Source organism: Thermodesulfovibrio sp. Kuro-1 (assembly GCF_006538445.1).
GTDB lineage: Bacteria > Nitrospirota > Thermodesulfovibrionia > Thermodesulfovibrionales > Thermodesulfovibrionaceae > Thermodesulfovibrio > Thermodesulfovibrio yellowstonii.
In genome coordinates, this window is record NZ_BJKS01000001.1 from 400499 (window position 1) to 417248 (window position 16750).

At 34.9% G+C, this 16750-nt stretch carries 14 protein-coding genes; all 14 read right to left on the reverse strand.

Annotation, left to right across the window (positions count from 1 at the left end; all coding sequences use genetic code 11):
* Position 1: 1 nt before the first annotated feature.
* Positions 2-967, reverse strand: coding sequence for a hypothetical protein (locus FLY87_RS02100; protein ID WP_181405957.1), 966 nt, complete (start codon positions 965-967; stop codon positions 2-4).
* Between the two features lie 117 nt (positions 968-1084).
* Complete coding sequence (locus FLY87_RS02110; protein WP_012545144.1) at positions 1085-2059, reverse strand: caspase family protein; 975 nt, start codon at positions 2057-2059, stop codon at positions 1085-1087.
* Positions 2060-2074: 15 nt separating this feature from the next.
* Positions 2075-2674, reverse strand: coding sequence for a hypothetical protein (locus FLY87_RS02115; protein ID WP_141266190.1), 600 nt, complete (start codon positions 2672-2674; stop codon positions 2075-2077).
* A 45-nt stretch (positions 2675-2719) separates the two neighbouring features.
* Complete coding sequence (locus FLY87_RS02120; protein WP_141266191.1) at positions 2720-3571, reverse strand: DUF4384 domain-containing protein; 852 nt, start codon at positions 3569-3571, stop codon at positions 2720-2722.
* Positions 3572-3636: 65 nt separating this feature from the next.
* Positions 3637-3963 (reverse strand): hypothetical protein, encoded by a 327-nt coding sequence (locus tag FLY87_RS02125; protein WP_012545589.1) that lies wholly within the window; start codon positions 3961-3963, stop codon positions 3637-3639.
* A 49-nt stretch (positions 3964-4012) separates the two neighbouring features.
* Positions 4013-5968 carry a PDZ domain-containing protein gene (locus tag FLY87_RS02130; protein ID WP_141266192.1) on the reverse strand — a complete coding sequence of 652 codons (1956 nt, stop codon included), beginning with the start codon at positions 5966-5968 and terminating at the stop codon, positions 4013-4015.
* A 10-nt stretch (positions 5969-5978) separates the two neighbouring features.
* Complete coding sequence (locus tag FLY87_RS02135) at positions 5979-7007, reverse strand: DUF2330 domain-containing protein (RefSeq protein ID WP_141266193.1); 1029 nt, start codon at positions 7005-7007, stop codon at positions 5979-5981.
* A 9-nt stretch (positions 7008-7016) separates the two neighbouring features.
* Positions 7017-9008 carry a tetratricopeptide repeat protein gene (locus FLY87_RS02140; RefSeq protein ID WP_141266194.1) on the reverse strand — a complete coding sequence of 664 codons (1992 nt, stop codon included), beginning with the start codon at positions 9006-9008 and terminating at the stop codon, positions 7017-7019.
* A 2-nt stretch (positions 9009-9010) separates the two neighbouring features.
* The gene (locus FLY87_RS02145) at positions 9011-9571 is read right to left on the reverse strand and encodes a hypothetical protein (RefSeq protein ID WP_141266195.1); all 561 of its coding nucleotides are present in this window, start codon (positions 9569-9571) and stop codon (positions 9011-9013) included.
* Positions 9572-9593: 22 nt separating this feature from the next.
* Positions 9594-12764 carry a tetratricopeptide repeat protein gene (locus FLY87_RS02150; RefSeq protein WP_141266196.1) on the reverse strand — a complete coding sequence of 1057 codons (3171 nt, stop codon included), beginning with the start codon at positions 12762-12764 and terminating at the stop codon, positions 9594-9596.
* Complete coding sequence (locus FLY87_RS02155) at positions 12755-13471, reverse strand: SIMPL domain-containing protein (protein WP_012546574.1); 717 nt, start codon at positions 13469-13471, stop codon at positions 12755-12757. The genes FLY87_RS02150 and FLY87_RS02155 overlap by 10 nt, the downstream gene beginning before the upstream one ends.
* 10 nt (positions 13472-13481) lie before the next feature.
* Positions 13482-14408 (reverse strand): hypothetical protein, encoded by a 927-nt coding sequence (locus FLY87_RS02160; protein ID WP_012546408.1) that lies wholly within the window; start codon positions 14406-14408, stop codon positions 13482-13484.
* 13 nt (positions 14409-14421) lie between these two features.
* A complete protein-coding gene (locus FLY87_RS02165; protein WP_012545470.1) occupies positions 14422-15630 on the reverse strand; it encodes an S-layer homology domain-containing protein in 1209 nt (402 codons plus the stop codon).
* Between the two features lie 104 nt (positions 15631-15734).
* Positions 15735-16409 (reverse strand): Crp/Fnr family transcriptional regulator, encoded by a 675-nt coding sequence (locus tag FLY87_RS02170; protein ID WP_012546542.1) that lies wholly within the window; start codon positions 16407-16409, stop codon positions 15735-15737.
* Positions 16410-16750: the final 341 nt, after the last annotated feature.

Genomic DNA, 16750 nt, shown 5'->3' on the forward strand with positions numbered 1-16750 from the left:
ATTATTGCATACACTGAATGCTAAGAAACCTGATTTTCCCATCTCTTGTTGCCCACCCAGCACCTTCAGCTCCTACAAAGTCTATATAAACAGGTTTCGGATAAAGAGTCATCAAATCAAATGTATAGGTATACCACTGTCCTTTTGGAACTTTTGTTCCGTATGCAGTGATGCTTGGAGATACAGGATCAGCATAATAAAACCCATGCCAGAACATTCTTCTTGCTGTATCATTCGGATTTTCACTTAAAAAATTGTGCACAACTCCATTGGCATCTGTGTACGCCATAAAAACTGCAACAGGTGCTTCTCTTCCTTGCCATCCTGTTCCTGTAAGCGTCTGATAGTCTGCCTTTACAGTAGCGGTGAGAATAAGAGATTTACATGTGGAGACACTGACATTTAATTTCTGCATGATTCCTATCCTGTGATTTCCTGATGTGCTTCTAAATCTTATACCATCTGGTTCTGATATAACCTCACCTTTACCATTAGAAGGTTTATACCATTCATGTATAGTCCATCCTGAAAGAGCCTTTAGTTGAGTGTTATTTATTAATTCCTTTTTTGTTATCTCAGGTTTCTTATCAGTTGGAGTTCCAGTTGAATCTTGTGGAGGCTTTTGAGGAGGTGGTGAAACTCCCATACATTTTTTTAGCAAATTTTCCTGATGTTGAAGATCATTATTAATAGAAGTTCCAAGAGTTTCTTTACAGCGGTTATAATGCCTGTTATAATCATACTCAAGTAACTGGGAAGTCATATTTAACTTTTGTCTGCAATTGTTGGCAATCCATTGCTGAGTATTTTGAGCTGCTTTTGCTGCATATGCTCTACAAGCACTTTCAAGTTCTCCACCACTAAGAGGTTTAACTGCCATACTGTTTTGAGGATAAAGTAACAGTAAAAATAACATAAAGAAATAACTTTTGATGCAGATTCTCTTCAAACTTAGGAAGATTTCCATTTCTTTCTCCTTTTATAAATTTTTGAGGCTTCTTACAATATAGTGAATCACTGATAATTGTAAGAAAATTAAAATTCCCTATCCTTAAAATCATCTATGTTTTAACTCTTTAATCAATCATCTTAAGTAAAATTTGCCTTTTAACTTTTCAATATCTGGAGTAATATTCGGACTTTGATTTATATTTAAACGTTTAGCTTCGTCCTCTACCAGAGGCTTTATATATTGATAGATGTCCACTATAGCTTTTTTGCCTTCTTTCAATGCTTTCAGAAAATAGTATGTGAATATCCCGTGTCCTAACTCTGGAGAAGATGTGCTTATTTGATTGCCTTGAGAGGCTGAAATAACAACCATATTTTTTGATATCATAGGCATATCTGACATGATCACAAGAGGTCGTGCACCTTTTGCAAGCACGCTTCTACCGCCTATCCCTGAAAAACACGAGTCAAGAACCACAATCACCTCTGTAGCCCTTAATTTAGCAAGTTTCTCATAAAGTCTTTTTAATGAATACCCTGTTACATCAAGATAATTAGGGTCTCCATCATAAGGCACTATATAGGCATCTCCTGTTTTTGGCTCAGGTGCACCATGTCCTGAGTAATAAATGAAAACTTTACTGTCAGCTTTTACATGATTTGGAAGCCATGCTTCTATAGCTTTTTCAATACCTGATTTTGTTGCCTTTTCATTTATAAGAACCTCTATATTTCTTTCTTGAAAACCCAAAGCTTTAAGATAGTTTCTTATAAGTTTTGCATCGCTACTTGAAAAATCCGATTTTGGCAAATCTTGATATTCTTCAATACCAACTATAACAGCAATATCATTTGGTCTTGATTTTACTTTAAACTCTGGCACAGGTTCTATTTCTGAAGTAGCAGGCTTTATCTGTGATTTATATGTTATTTTCTTATCAGTCTCCTTTTGAGGCTGTGACATAATCTTCTTACCTTTATCTTCTGGGGAAACATACTGAACTTGTAATTGAGCACCAGTAGGATCTTTAAATTCATACATGCTGCATCCAGCAAACACAAAAGCATAAGAAAAAATGAAAATAAATATTCTGAATCTACTAAACATTTATATCACTCCTCTTTAATATTCCAGAGTTTTGATTATCTCTGGTATAGCCTGTTGCATAGCAGATTGCAATGCTTTTTTTAAAGAAATCCCTTTTGTTTCTGCTGAACCCATTACAGACCTTTCATCACCTTTTGCCATAACATTGATTATTTTTACTTTAACGCCATTTTTCCATATTTCTACTGTGAATTGAATATCACTAATTGCACCAACAGTCCAGAATCCTACATCTTGATCAACAAATACTCTCAAAAGAGTTAAATCAATACCCTTGGGGACATCGTCAGGTAATTCTATAACAGGCATAACTGTATATCCAGCAAAAGAAAGTTCTTGTATAAGAGCTTTTACTATCCAGTCACCTATATCATTACTTGTTATAACATCTGCTGTTTTCATACCATAGGTATTTTTCACTGTCCCGATAATTATTTCTCCAGAAGGTTTCTTGCTAAGACCTGTGTTATCTTTAGGTTTTGCAATATATACTTCCCCTGTTCCACCTTTTGCATTAACAGTTCTTTCATAAGTCAAATCAACTCTCTGATCAACAAAAGCACAGCCTGCAAATAAAATAGCTCCTGTTAAAATAATAGCTATTGTTTTTAACATAAACATACCTCCACTTTAATAATCCAAATTCAAGCTATTTACATGTTATTTTTTCTTTATTCTATAAACCACTGTTGCTTCTGTCCATTCATCTGGTTCAAGCTGATTGAGTCTTCTTATAAGATCGCTTATCATTCCTGTGGATTTTGCATCGTAAACCTGAAACATGCCTTCTTGAAAACCAAGAGAAATAAGGTTTTCCTTTTTCTTTGTAGCTATAATCTTGATGCTTTCTTCTGCAACATTACCGTTAAAATCAGGCAATAACATTGCCCTAAGTTTTATTGATTCACTCGGGAAACTATAAATCTCTTGCCCTCTGATAAAATTGTCTTTCATAATTGAATTAGGTAGTAGCAATGTTACAGAACCATCAGCAGCAATTGAAAATATATATACATAACAGTCTTTGTTTGCCTGATAGAATATTTTCACTTCATCGCCTTCTTTTAAATCCGCTTTTGAAAGAGAAAGTTTAACAGATAATCCATGTTCCTTTTCAGGATATATAGGCTCAACAAATGCTCTAAGGCTCACTTTATAAAGGTTTCTATCCTTCTCATCCCAGCCTTCTTTTATGATTTCAACTTTATTGATTTTTCCCCTCACAGAGGCATAAATAAGGTCTTCTGCAAGCTGGCTGTTTGAAACTATAGTATGGGACTTTAAGAATACACCAACTGCCTGTTCAATTGCTTTTCTTTGTGCATCTGCCTTTGCTCTTGCTATAGCCTCTTTCGGAGTATCTATTTCACTCATATATGCTTCACCCGTTGCCTCAATCCAGACAGATTTTTCTGAAGCATAAGAGAAGGACATTAAAAATAAAGCTACGCAGGCAAAGAGAAAAAGCGAGGATGTTAGCAAAAGGAAATTTTTAAAAGAAAACTGTTTCATAATGGAATTATACCTGATTTTTAAAAAATTCAAGACTTTTTTCTGATTTAAGCCTACCTTTAAAATTATTTTAATCTCCTCCTTCTGCCAACTATAAAATAAGATAAAGATAGAATAATCGGGATCAAGCCAAATAGAAACTCTAAAGAAGCACTGGAGTCAGAAAGTTTTTTTACCAATATCCCTATCATTCCTATCATTATGGCAGCAAGAATAATAACTATCCAGATTACCTTTTCATTTTCTTTGAATTTCCCTGTAACTACATCAATGAAGGCAAAAACAGAAAGAATTATTCCTATACCTATTGCTCCTGCGTCAACAGATGCTAACACAATCCAGAGTATTATACCTATAAGAATGAAAAATATTATCTTCATAAACTTACTCATTGTCCCTCCACATTGCTCCCTGTATGCGATATAAACACAGACAGGGTTTTTAATTCAACTGTTTATCATGCAATGCTCTTTTTATTTCATCTAAAAGCACTCTATAAAGTGTATTTTTCGTCTTCAGAAGTTCCTCAGGGATTTCTCTATAAAGCTCCTTTGCCTTGTTCATCTGTCCAGCTTTTGCATAAACAAGTGGTCTTATGAGCAGGATAAGACTACCATGAACATCCTTACCAGCCTTTTCTAAAAGTTCTAATGCTTCTTTGATGCTTCCTGTATCTGTTTTTAAAAGTGCCATTGCAATCTCTGCTAATTTATCCTCGGGATTTAATTCGTAGGCTTTTGTGGTAAGATTTTCAAATTCAGGGTAATTCCCTTTCACTCTCAAAATTATTGCCTTAAATGCTAAAGCCTGTGAGGCTTCTGGTTTTAAAAATTCTTCAGGTTTTAGCTCTATTTTTTTTAAATCAGTGGAATTATCACGATGTATCGTTAGTTTCACTGTATCGTTACTACTTATATAATCAACCAGCATCTGTATGATATCTTTGCTCTCTCTGTAAAGCCTTAAATCTCTATCTCCAATGTTTATTATCCTGTCTCCTCTTTTTAAACCTGTTTTCTCCGAAGGAGTATTTCTGTCAACAGAGACAACTACAGGATAAATCTCGCCCATTACAATATTTGCACCTATTCCTTTTCTTTTAAGTAATGAGATGGCTTTATCAGATGCATCAATTGCTTTGTCAAAATCTCCCGTACCAGCATATATAAAAGAAAGATGTCCGAATATGTAAGGATTGTCTTGTTTTTTAGATAGAATTTCTTTTGCCATCTTTTCAGCTTCTATGAAATCTTCAAGTTCAGTTAGACTGTATATTGTCTTTAACTCATAGGGTAAAGCTTGAAGTTCACAATCAACTATTTCAGTATCTTTTTTAAAGAAATCCATCAATAATTTCTGCTGCTCACATTCTTTTTTGAAAAGTTCTGAAGCCTTTTTAAAAGATAAAATAGCCCCCTTAAAGTTCCTCTCAGCAATATATACCTCACCGAGAATTCCATAGGCTTTGTATTCTCCTTCTTCAAATCTCAGCTTTAAAGCTTTGGTAATAAATAATTTTGCCCTGTCATATTCGCTCTTATGTAAGTAAAGGTTTGCCAGTGATATATATAAACGGGCATCATAAGGCGATTCATCTATTTTTTTAAGAAGTATTTCTTCTGCCTTTCTGTATTGGTTTGTAGTGATATAGAAAGATAAAAGCCCTTCATAATCTTCATTGTTAGACAGCTCCATCAATTTTTTGTATGCCTTTTCTGCTTTTTCATAATCAAGTCTTTTAAGGTATTTCTCAGCAAGAGCTTTGATTGCTACGGCATCATTATTTTTCATATGAATATCAAGAACCTGCTCAAAAGTATACAGACATTTATCCTGTAAGGGCTTTTTTGTTTGGCTTTCATCAATGTAACAGAAAAACTCATGGGAAGCCCCTCCAGAACGATTTAAGATGACAAATGTCCTGTGTGGTGTCTCAAGATTAACTTTTTCAGCAGTTTGTTTAAGTGTGGGATATAGAGAATAATCAGGAGTAATAAGAGGAGTGATTTTCCCAAGATGGAATCTGTAGTTTCTGCTATTGAGATATTTAATATACTCAGCTTGGTTTGTAATACGATAGTGGTATAAATCTTCCTCAAAAAAAGGTTGATAACATTCAAATGCAAAGAGGTCATTTTTCTCTATCCTTCCATCTTCAACAAGTATCTTTGATTTTTCATAGGTGAATTTTTTGTCTCCTACATGAATTTTTAAACTTTCAGGAAGGCAGTTTTTCAGGATAAACTCTACAGAATTTTCTCTTTTAATGCTGTATTGAATTTTATCATCCACAAGGTCTGTTCTTACTTCAATGCATCTGTATTTTTCAATTTCAGACTGAGCATAGGCAAATTCTACTAAGCATAAAAGCATAACTGAGATAAAAAATTTTTTCATAAACCTACCTCTATTTCTTCTTTAACTCAGGATGAGCCTCAAAATAATCACTGAGTTCATCAAGAGTGAACTCATCAAGAAAATGTGGCTCATATCCATAGTAGAACCGTTCTATCTTCCTTGCATATGGTGCAATCTTTGATATATCAAGATTGAGGTCATCCTTAAACTCATATTTTCCACGATAACGAAGCATCTGAAGATAAATCTTACTTTTTTCATTAAAAATCTCCTCAGCCTTTTCGTATATTGGCTTTAACTCTCTTAGATAAACCTTTGAAGAACTGCTTAATTCAGGTCTGAAGTAGTAAGGAAAAATTTTTAGTATTTCCATCATTTCATCTTTATTTATTCCAAGAGTTCCCGGAAGTATAAGCACGAGCTCAACACTACCTACTCCACCTATTATGTTTGATGTTTTCAAGGGATAGTAAAGCTTGTCTGTCTTAAATCTGTAAATAAGAGGCTCAATGAATCTTGGGGCATTCTTTACCTCCACATAGTCAAATACAAAATACTGAATTCCTCTTTTAATATAGTCTTCTGCAACATCGGAAAAATTCTTTAGTGCTTTAAGTTCAATCTTTTTGATTCCTTTTTTATCAAGAAAATCAATTACCCATTTATTAAAGCCATTAATATCATTTATCTTTATCACCGTTACATCGTGAAGCCCTATTTTCTGACTCAGTCTTATCTCTACGGGCTCTGCTGAAGAGCTTCCCTTTGTGAACACTGCAAACTCTATTCTCTTCTTCTGAAGAAGTTTATTTATCTCCTCAAAGGGATTTCCCTTAGCAAGGCTCACTTCTGGTTCTGAGGGGAAAGGAATGAATTCCAAAACTCCTGTGTCCTTGTTTGCTTTGAGCTCTGTCCCCAAAATTAAGACTTCTTCCTTAAAGTTGTGAAGTATTATTGCCTTCTGGGAGTCCTGAGTAAGCTCAGCATCCATAGTCCACCAGAAAAGTCCTTTATCTGCCATCAAAATAGCTGGGCAGAATAATATAAGCAAATATATGGCAAATAATATTTTTTTCATTGTTGACTCCTATTTTTTCAATCTTTCTACATTTTTGCATGCCTCATCAATTTTAAAGGTATTGCAGAGATAAAGGTATTCTTCAAGTGCTTTCAAAGGTAAATCAAGTTTTTCATATATCTCTGCTTTTTGATGTGAAATCATCAATGCAAATTGAAGCCAGTAGAAGGCTTCAGCCTGCTGTCTATTAAGTTTAGCAAGTTTTTTCATAACGTTGAACCCTTCAATATCACTTTTTGCTTTTTCCATTTCAGAAATTAGCAACCTGAATTCATCCATGCTCAATACCTTCTGTGCCTGAGCAAAATTTCTGTCAACAACCGCTTTTGCCTTGTTTAAATAGTTTAATTTCACATCATCATTTTGCATAATTGTTCCATCAAGATAAAACTGAACCAATAAAATAGCATCTACTCCCTGAGAATTTCTCTTTTCATATAAAGCTATACCTCTGTCAAAGTAAGCTTTTTTTGTTTGTGGATTTTCCTCAAAATAAGACATTAAAATGTATTCTTCAGCAGATGCCTTACCTGAAGAAATTTTTTGTCTGATTGTAGTCTCCATTTGATTAAATATTTTCTGTTGCTCCTCTCTACTTTTTTCTTCTAAATCTTTCAAAGAAATACCTGTTACTTTCTCTTTCCATCCTTTTTCAAGTTCATAGACTATTTTGCCGAATTCAGTCTGGTATAAATCTTTTATTTGTTCCTGGACTTCTTTATCAAATTTCTCTTCCTGTTGCATTTTCCGCTTTTCTATTTCATCAGCTTTCTGTAAAAGTTTTTCTCTCATTGAAGTAAATTCTTTTGTCTTAGCTATATCTTCTCTACGTAAATAGTAATTTATTATGAAGATGTAAGCATATGCCTTTCGTCTGTAATGTTCAGCCAAACACTTTTCCTCCTTACAAAGAGAGCCTGCATTGTCAATTTCATTCAAGGCTTTATTGAAATATTCCTCAATTACTCTGTAGTCAAATTGATCTGCTTTTGCCTGTTCTAATTCAGCATTTTGAAGCTCATCCAGATACATGGAAGCACGCAGATAATATAACTCAGCTTTATTGGACGCATTTAATGCCAGAGCTCTGTTTATATCTTTCAAGATTTTGTCATTATAATCCTTTTTTTCAGCTATATCTTCCAAGTTTCCAAGATAGCTCAGTATTTCCGCCCTTAAAGCATAAGCATCTGCATAGTTTTCATCAAGGGATATTGCTCTATTGATATTCTCAAGAGCATCTTTTAATGCTCTAAGAAGTTTTTCCTTTTGAGTATCATCTTCCAGCAACCCATACTTAAGAACGTTGGTTTTATAAAGAGTTTTTGCTAAACCAAAGTAAGCCTGTGGAATATCAGGATTAAGCTCTAATGCTTTTTTATAAGCTTTAATAGCTTCTTCTGTTTCAATAATATCCTTTTGCTGTGCTCTCTCAAGCCAGAGATTTGCTTTGTATTTCTTTTCTTCCTCCGAAATCAGTTTTGCGATTTTTTGTTTATCTCCACCTGTAGCAAGCTCAAGCTGTCTTTTCAGCTTTTCCATTTCCCTGTTTTGCTTGTCAAAATCGGCTTTAAGCCTATTGTATTCTTCCACAATGCTTTGGTCTTGCCTTACCTTTTTAAGATTTGCCTCTATATCTTCCTGTGACATGGTAGCTTTAATTTTTACATAAAACTTTATTGCATCAACATCACCAACAACTGTTTTCTTTCTGTCTAAAACTTCAATTTTCATTGCGTGATTTGCGATAACCTCAATAACATCACTTTCAAGAGCAAGATTTTTCACCTTTGTATAGCTTTTCACATATGCACCAGCCTGTTCCGCTGCCTTTTGAACTGCTATTCTTTTTGCCTTCTCTTCAGATATTTCCATACTCTCACCAGCACCCATTACATACTCACCATCAGCAATTATTACAACAGGCTCATAGGCAAATGAGTTTTTAATTAGAAACAACAAAATCAAAAATATAAAATTAATAATGTTTCTTTTAAACATGTTTACTCCTCCTTATATTTCAAAACATATCTTGTCTTTTTTTGTTTTTCAAAAGCCCTCATCAACTCTATGCCTTTATATTGAGTTGTACTGGCAAAGGATTTGATTGTAAGACTTATGGTATCTCCTTCAGCAGATTGGCTGATGTTTTTGATGTCTTCTTTTTCATCTATAACACCTGTATAGGAACAACAAATGCTAAATAATTTAACTGCTTGATTACTCTCTAAGGTAAGTTCCAATGAGCATTCTTCTCTATCAAATTTATATTCTGTTGGGTTTGATGTCCTACAATTTTTAAAATCCTCATCGCATATTTCAGAGTATTTTCCATTTTTTATGTCCTTTTCCAGTGGACATGGTGTGGGTTTCATTTTCTGATAAAGTTCTAAACTTTTTGCTTTTAATTTTTCAAGATAAGGAGTTGTTTCAGGAGATTTAGGTTGTTTAAATGTAATTACTATTGGACTTTTTGAGCTGTTTAACACATAAAAATCCGTTATCCATGAACAGGATTGAAGTAAAAACAGAATAAAAAGAGGGATCAAAAATTTTTTAGTCATAAAATATCCTTTATATGTTCATTTAAACATCTCCCTCTCCATGCAAAATAAACACTGCCCAATAAAATGGGCTCGGGTATTTTGTTTTTATCTCTGCCCTTGCAAGTTTCATTGCCTCTGCTCTGCTTTTACCAGATTTGAGATAGTTATAAAATGTCTTCATATACTCCACTGCTGGTTTGCTTGCCACTTCCCATAAACTTACAACTACAGCTTTTGCACCTGCTTGCTGGAATGCTCTCGCAAAATTAACCACACCTTCACCCTCAACCTCTTTACCGAGACCTGTTACACATGCGGATAATACCACCATATCGGCATTGAGCATCATAGCGGCTACTTCACTTAGCGTTAAGAATCCATCATCTCCATGATTTTCTACCTGCCCAAGAAGTATAAATGGCTCATTTACCTCCTGAATTATTCCGGGAAGGGATGCATGGGTTGCAAAATGGATGTATCTATATTTTTCAAGCCCTGCTTTTCTAAGATTTGTCTCATTTGCCATTACTGAAAGTAAAATCTGTGGAGGCTCAGGTTTTACTCCCATAATGCGTGCTATTTCTCTAACTTCATCCTCTGTCTCTGGAAGCGGAGGAAACTCAACCCTTCCAGATTTTTCATCCTCTGTTACTGCTCCCCATTTTGCCTTGACTGCCAGTCCTCTTAAGGCATACTGGTTTAAGTTTGCAAAATAGGTTTCTTTTTTCCCCTGCTTCCATGCTATGTATCTTGGGTCATTTGCGGCATAGACAGGATTTCCCAATGCAAAAAGTGGCTTTTCAGGCTCAGGAGTTTTAAAAACTCTGTTTAATGCAAGGATTGTTGCTGACTGGTAATAAGTGATTGTGTATCTGTCTGCCACGTATGTGCTATCTTTCAGGTTTGTTCCTTCTTTTATAACAAGTGCTTCTAAAGGAAGAAGCCCAAGTATTCCATCAGGCACAATGACTATCTTTTCATCTGCCCTTACTTCCTTTAATGCTTCAGAAAGAAGTATGTCATAAAGCCTTTTAGCATCTCTGACAGAAAATCTGTCTGGTTTCCTGAGATTCATTGGCTCTATGAAAGACTTTACCATCTCTTCAAGGTTGTCTCTGGCAACATTAATTTTTATAATTCTTTTCACACCGCCCTTTCTTACAACAAAAAGATAAGTTGCCTCATCTGTAACTGCATACTCTAACAAAACTTCGTTTTCCTTAAGTGGCAATTTTTCTGCATGCACAGGCAAAGGATAGTTAAGGGCTGCATATCTTGGATATTCTTTCCTGAAAATATCAATTAATTCATTAAGCGAGCGTTTAAGAACTTCCCTTCTTGTCTGTAATTCCTTTACAGCCTGCTCACCTTTTTTCAATGCATCTTCCCATCTACTGTCAAGATAGGAAAGCTCCTGCAGTATGCGGTTTTCCTCTTCTTTCAATTCTTGAGGAATCTCGGTATATTCAATCCCTTTCTTTGCACCTGCGATTACTTCAAGAAGGCTTCTTGCTTTGGTGAGTTCTGAGAAATAAAAGGCAACTGACAAAGGATTCTGCTCATAGGTTACATAGGTTAAATACTTAAAGATTATTCTTTTTCCAAGATTTAGACTTATACCTCTCTCAGCCATTTCAGCCATCACTGAAATTATTGCCTTATATGGAGTAAGCCTGTTGTAATACCCTCCACCAGCAAAGAATTGCCCTCTTTCAGTAACAGACTGTCTCATCTCTTCTGTCAAATCAATCGCATTCATAAGATTAACTGCTGCTTCCTGTAGATTACCTTTACCCTTAAGGGCAAGCCCAACCTGTGTGTAGTATTCAATGTGTCTGTTTTTGCTGTCTTGCCATGAAGGTGGTATTTGATTGGCAAGCTTTAATGCTTCATCATACCTTCCTGTCTTAAGATATACTTCCACAAGACCTGCATGAAGCAACCTGTTTGGTTTTATTCTATCCTCAAGTTTTTTTCTTTCAAGAAATATCTGTTCTGCATCCCTGTAACGACCTTGTTTTAGATAAACTGCTCCAATGCAATTAAGTCTTGTTTCAAGAAGATGAGGATTATTAAGTTTTTTGTCAATTTCAAGAGCTTCTTTTAGATATTTAAGAGCATCATCATACTTTCCAACCCTGAAATACTCCATTCCAATATTATTTAAAACATAGACAAGTGATGCAGGCCTTTTTAATCTTTTTTCAAGTTCAAGTGACTGCTGATAATACATGATGGCTTTGTCAGTTCTACCAAATTTTGCATATACATGTCCGATATTATTAAAAAGAGTAGCAGTTGTTGGTAGGTCATTTTGCTCCTTTGCGATTTTTAATGCTTCCTGATAGCTCTGAAGTGCTTTTTCATACTGAGCTAAATCCATATACATTGAGCCAAGATTGTTAAGTGTCACTCCCAGTTCTTTTCTTAAGTTATTTTTCTTCTGAATCTCAATTGCCTCTTGATAATAAGAGATTGCTCTATCACGCTGGTAAAGGTCTGAGTATATATCCGCAATTTCTCTTAAAACAATTGATGTGCCTTCAGGGTCATTATGTTTTTTTGCAATTTTCAGTGCCTCTTCAAAATAAGAAAGAGCCTTTTTAAGCTGTCCCATTTTTGAATAAACCAAACCAATCAGAGAAAGATTTGCTCCTACTGAGTTTTCATCTCCTTTTTCTCTATAAAGCTTAAGAGATTCATTAAAGCTTGAAAGAGCCTTTTCGTATTTACCAAGAGATAGAGCAGCCTTTCCAAGCTCATGAAGCACTATTGTGAGAGAATCTTTAGCACCTATTTCAGTGAAGAGTTTTCTTGATTCTTCAAGGTATGCAAAGGCTTTTTCATAATCCAGCGATTTTCTGTAGTATATTGAGCCAGCAAGAAAAAGGTCATCAGCAAGCCATTCCTTATTTCCAAGCTTCCGTGCTACATCAATTGCCTTTTCGTAATAAAAAAGGGCTTTGTTTTCATCTCCCATATCTTCATAGGAAGAGCCAAGTCCATTGTAGTTTGAGGCAAGGCATTCATAATCATTTCCACAAAGAGCAAGAGATTTCTCATAATAGTAAATTGCTTCTTTATATTTCTTTTCCTTATATGCTTTATCCCCAAGCTCCCATAGCCTTTCTGCCTCACTTTTTGGCTGGGCATAGGCAATGACTGGTAGGATAAAGATAAGGATTATAAATATAAACTTCCTCACTTGCATACCAATCCTACCGAAGCTTTTACATTAACTACTTTATCCTCCTTTTTAGGTTCTGGAGCTTCAATCATGGCTTTCTCCATCATGGGAGCAGTTTTATAAAATACAGGTGGTTCCCATATAGGTCGTCTCACATCATAATTAATATTTGAAATTGAACATTTTCTGCCAAGCTTTTCTCCTGCTTTCTTTGCAAAATTAACTGCCGTATCAATTATTTCAAGTTTAAGTTCGTTTTCTGTCTCCTTAGCTTTTTTCTCTGAAATAAGCCATTGAGGATGGGAGACAGTGTAATTCAGTTTTTCACCATATTTTTCTTTAAACTCATCAATCACCTCAAGAATCTTATTCTGTTCCTTTGAATCCTTTAACTCAAAGGAATAGCCAAGTTCTCCCTTATATCCAGAGCATTTTCTTTTATCTTTTTCCCACCAGCAGTTTTTATAAACTGAATAACTTCCTCCCTTGTAGTTTAAATTAAGAACTCTTATAGCTTTATCAATGCTACCAAGCATGTTTATAACCTCTGTCTCCTTAGCTGCATTAGCATTAACTCCAACAGTCATGCTGAGAATATCAGGCATTAGTTCTTTTCTTTCTTCAAGAGTTATAGAAATACGAGTTATATCATAATCCTTTTCTTCAGCATACAATGAGGTCAAACCTAACACAAATATACAAAAACCGATTAATAATATCATCCTTCTCATTTTTCCACTCCTACTTCAATACAAAGGCTACTTTTGCAGAGGCAAAGAAGTTAGCCTTCTGATTGGCAGAATAAATCTTTACAGCATCCTCATCTGAGACCTGAAGATCACTGGGATTTATTGTGCCAGAAGCTTTGATTATCAGAGGATTTTTTACTCCTCTTTTTTCAAGTGCAGCCTTTGCTTTTTCAATGCTATTTGTATACTCTCCGCAACCCTGCTCAACAAGGACTTTTTGACTTATCTTTGAAGGGTCATAAATAATCTCTCCCTTTGAAGTAAATATCCTGTTTATAAGCGCGGGTCTGAAGTTAACTTCTGTTGCATCAATTATGAGCCCATCATATTTTTCTTCAATAGTAACTGGCTTTGGCTTAAACTGTGGTTGAGGTTCAATAATTTCCTTTTTAATCTTCGGTTCTCCCAATATTTTTTCATAAAGAAGTGAGCCAAATCCCTTAGGTCCAGACATTCCCACCTTTATAATAACAAGTGCTGATTCTTCCTGAGGATTCCATTCTTTATAAACAATCTGAGCGCCTTTTACAAAGCCCGCAACTGCTGTTCTTACTACATCATACTGAAGCTCAGCATCCTTTACAAGGGTATCTCCAACAACGGCAACTCCTTCAAGAATCTCTGCAAGCTGCCTATACGCAAGCGCTGTTGCAGCGCGTTCAGCAGTAAGTCTTTTTTGAGCAGGGGTTCTTGCTGTGGCTGAAGGAAGTCCTTCTGCTGCGACGAGAATATAGTCATTTAAAAATGCCTGCTCAGGAGAGGTAGTAAGTGAAAGGTTGTTTCTCTGAAGCCACTCATTCGCTTTTTGAAATACTGGTGAAATCTTATCCTGTGTAGAATCTTGCGAGTTTGCATGACCTGTAAATAAAAATCCTGAAAATAAAAATAATGATAAGATAAAAACAGTAAGTTTTTTCATTTCTGTCCTCCTACTAATAAATGTTTAATTTTTGTTTTAACATTCTTATTGCAAGAATCGCTTCTGCACCGTTAACTGCTCTTTCAGGATTAAACTCTCCTGAAAGCTCTGGCTCCATTATCCCTCTGGTAACCATATTCATTACAGCATTGTAGATGGGAGATGTTGTTCTTACATCTAAAAATGGTGATTTTTCGTGTCCTAAAAATGCTGTAGCTATTTTTTCATCTGCTGTTAGTTTAATAAGCACATCCTCAAGTATTAAAGCCATCTCTCCTCTTTTAACAACCTCCTCAGGTTTAAAAAGATATGCCTTTACTGTTTCATCATATTTTGGCTCAAGCCCTCTTATTTTCAATTTAAGAACTGTTAGAATCTCCTGCTTGAAGGGATTATTGATTATATCAGCAGGTATAAACTCTGGCTTTGCCTTTTCAATCTGGCTCTTAATCGGAATTCTTCCAGCAAAGAGACTGTCAATTTTTAACTCATCCACAAGAAGAGCTGAAAGATCAGCTCTTGTGATACTTTCCTGCACCGCAATTTTTTTACCCACATCTCCAACTGTCACTCCTGCCATTGCACGGGTGATTTTATCAGCCTTTTTCCATGCTTTTTCAGCTTTTTCATGCCATTTTCCTGTTGTCTTTGAGTTTAAAACAGCTCTGAACTTGTCCTTTGCCTTTTCAAAATCAAGGGCATTCATGTAGGCAACTCCCATAAAGTAATGGGCAGATTCTTTTCCTTGGTAGTAAGTTAGCTTTGTTTCATCAACCTTTAGATCAATAGCATTTAAGTAAGCTTTTTCCCCTTCTTCAAGCCAATCTTTTGTTTTAAGGGCAGTGTAAACTCTTATCTTTGCAAGATAGTAGTCAAATTCATCAGAGATAGTTTCTGCATATTTTTTTGCCAGCTTTAAATCCTTTTCAATTCTTTCAATTTCAATCTTTCTTATATCAGCATCCTTAATCATTTTTGCTTTTTCAGCCTTTGCAATTGCTTTTCCTGAATAAGCCTTTGAAAACTTTTCATCGCAGTAAAGAACTCTTTCAAACTTTAAAATTGCCATATCTACTTTACCTTCTTCAAGAACTCTCATCCCTGCAAGATAGTGATATTCTGGATTGTCTTCAGGAAGTGTGCATTTTACAACTTCTTTTGGAGTGCATCCAAAAACTAAGGCAATAATTAAACACGGGATTAAAAACTTTAAATGTTCCATCTCATACCCCCTTGATTTTTCTTAACTCAAGAATATCAGAAGAGAAAACATATGTAAAGGTATTTTTCACATATTTACAATAAAATCATGAGCAATGTCTAATCTCAAATCTCTATGTCAGGTGATATAAAAAAATGTCCATTTTTTTCAAAAATAATGCCTTTGAACTTTAAAATTTTTAAAGCTTTTGTAACTGCTTCACGAGATGCTCCTGTGCAGGAAGCTAATTCTCTATGGGTTATTTTGTTTATTTTTATATAACCTTCTTCTGTTTTTTCTCCTTCTTTTTGAGCTATATTTAAAATATATTTTAAAATTCTTCTACTTACATCTAAGAATGCCATTGCACCAAGCATCTCATCTGTCATTCTTATTCTTTCAACAAGTGCTGAAAGAAGAGATATGGCAATCATTGGATTATTTTTGAGCAATGTAAGAAACTGCTCTCTTTTAAGAATGCCAACAACAGAATCCTTTAGAGCAATAACTGTTGCAGAGCGAGGTTTACCATCCAGAAGACTTAATTCTCCAAAAAAGTCACCTTTTTTAAATATGTTAAGAATGAGCTCTTTGCCTTCAGGGTCTAAAAGACATGCTTTAACAGCGCCATCAAGAATAATATAAAGGTCTGTGCTTTCCTCTGATTGATAAAAGATAAACTTCCCTTCTTTTACTTTATTTATGCTAAAACCTTTGGAAATAAGCAAAAGATGTTCATCTGAAAGGTTTTGAAAAATAGGCATTTCTTTTAAAATTTTAATAACTTCACTATCTGACATACTAAACTTTATCAAAAATTTTTGAGGTAGTCAAGTTTGCAAGAAGGAAAAAGTTGACTATTGAATTTAGGCTTTGATATAATTGTCCAAGCCACGAAGGCGATTAAGGCTCAGAAGAGCTAAAATGCTTTCGTGGCTTTTTTATTTTAAAAGGGAGGCGGAATATGAGAAAGTTTTTGCTTTTTCTTATTATTTTACTTTTTCCTGTATCAGTTTATGCAGTAGACATCACGGACAAGCTATCTATTTCAGGGGCAGCAACGGGAGTTTACCAATGGTTAAACAAAGCTCAAGGGGATGTGCATAACAAAGACCGTGGTTCAGCAGTAATTGATTTTAAT

Bases quoted from the DNA above. Each gene is read 5' to 3' on its own strand.
- FLY87_RS02100 (WP_181405957.1), bottom strand. From the start codon at position 967: ATGGAAATCTTCCTAAGTTTGAAGAGAATCTGCATCAAAAGTTATTTC.
- FLY87_RS02110 (WP_012545144.1), bottom strand. From the start codon at position 2,059: ATGTTTAGTAGATTCAGAATATTTATTTTCATTTTTTCTTATGCTTTT.
- FLY87_RS02115 (WP_141266190.1), bottom strand. From the start codon at position 2,674: ATGTTAAAAACAATAGCTATTATTTTAACAGGAGCTATTTTATTTGCA.
- FLY87_RS02120 (WP_141266191.1), bottom strand. From the start codon at position 3,571: ATGAAACAGTTTTCTTTTAAAAATTTCCTTTTGCTAACATCCTCGCTT.
- FLY87_RS02125 (WP_012545589.1), bottom strand. From the start codon at position 3,963: ATGAGTAAGTTTATGAAGATAATATTTTTCATTCTTATAGGTATAATA.
- FLY87_RS02130 (WP_141266192.1), bottom strand. From the start codon at position 5,968: ATGAAAAAATTTTTTATCTCAGTTATGCTTTTATGCTTAGTAGAATTT.
- FLY87_RS02135 (WP_141266193.1), bottom strand. From the start codon at position 7,007: ATGAAAAAAATATTATTTGCCATATATTTGCTTATATTATTCTGCCCA.
- FLY87_RS02140 (WP_141266194.1), bottom strand. From the start codon at position 9,008: ATGTTTAAAAGAAACATTATTAATTTTATATTTTTGATTTTGTTGTTT.
- FLY87_RS02145 (WP_141266195.1), bottom strand. From the start codon at position 9,571: ATGACTAAAAAATTTTTGATCCCTCTTTTTATTCTGTTTTTACTTCAA.
- FLY87_RS02150 (WP_141266196.1), bottom strand. From the start codon at position 12,764: ATGCAAGTGAGGAAGTTTATATTTATAATCCTTATCTTTATCCTACCA.
- FLY87_RS02155 (WP_012546574.1), bottom strand. From the start codon at position 13,471: ATGAGAAGGATGATATTATTAATCGGTTTTTGTATATTTGTGTTAGGT.
- FLY87_RS02160 (WP_012546408.1), bottom strand. From the start codon at position 14,408: ATGAAAAAACTTACTGTTTTTATCTTATCATTATTTTTATTTTCAGGA.
- FLY87_RS02165 (WP_012545470.1), bottom strand. From the start codon at position 15,630: ATGGAACATTTAAAGTTTTTAATCCCGTGTTTAATTATTGCCTTAGTT.
- FLY87_RS02170 (WP_012546542.1), bottom strand. From the start codon at position 16,409: ATGTCAGATAGTGAAGTTATTAAAATTTTAAAAGAAATGCCTATTTTT.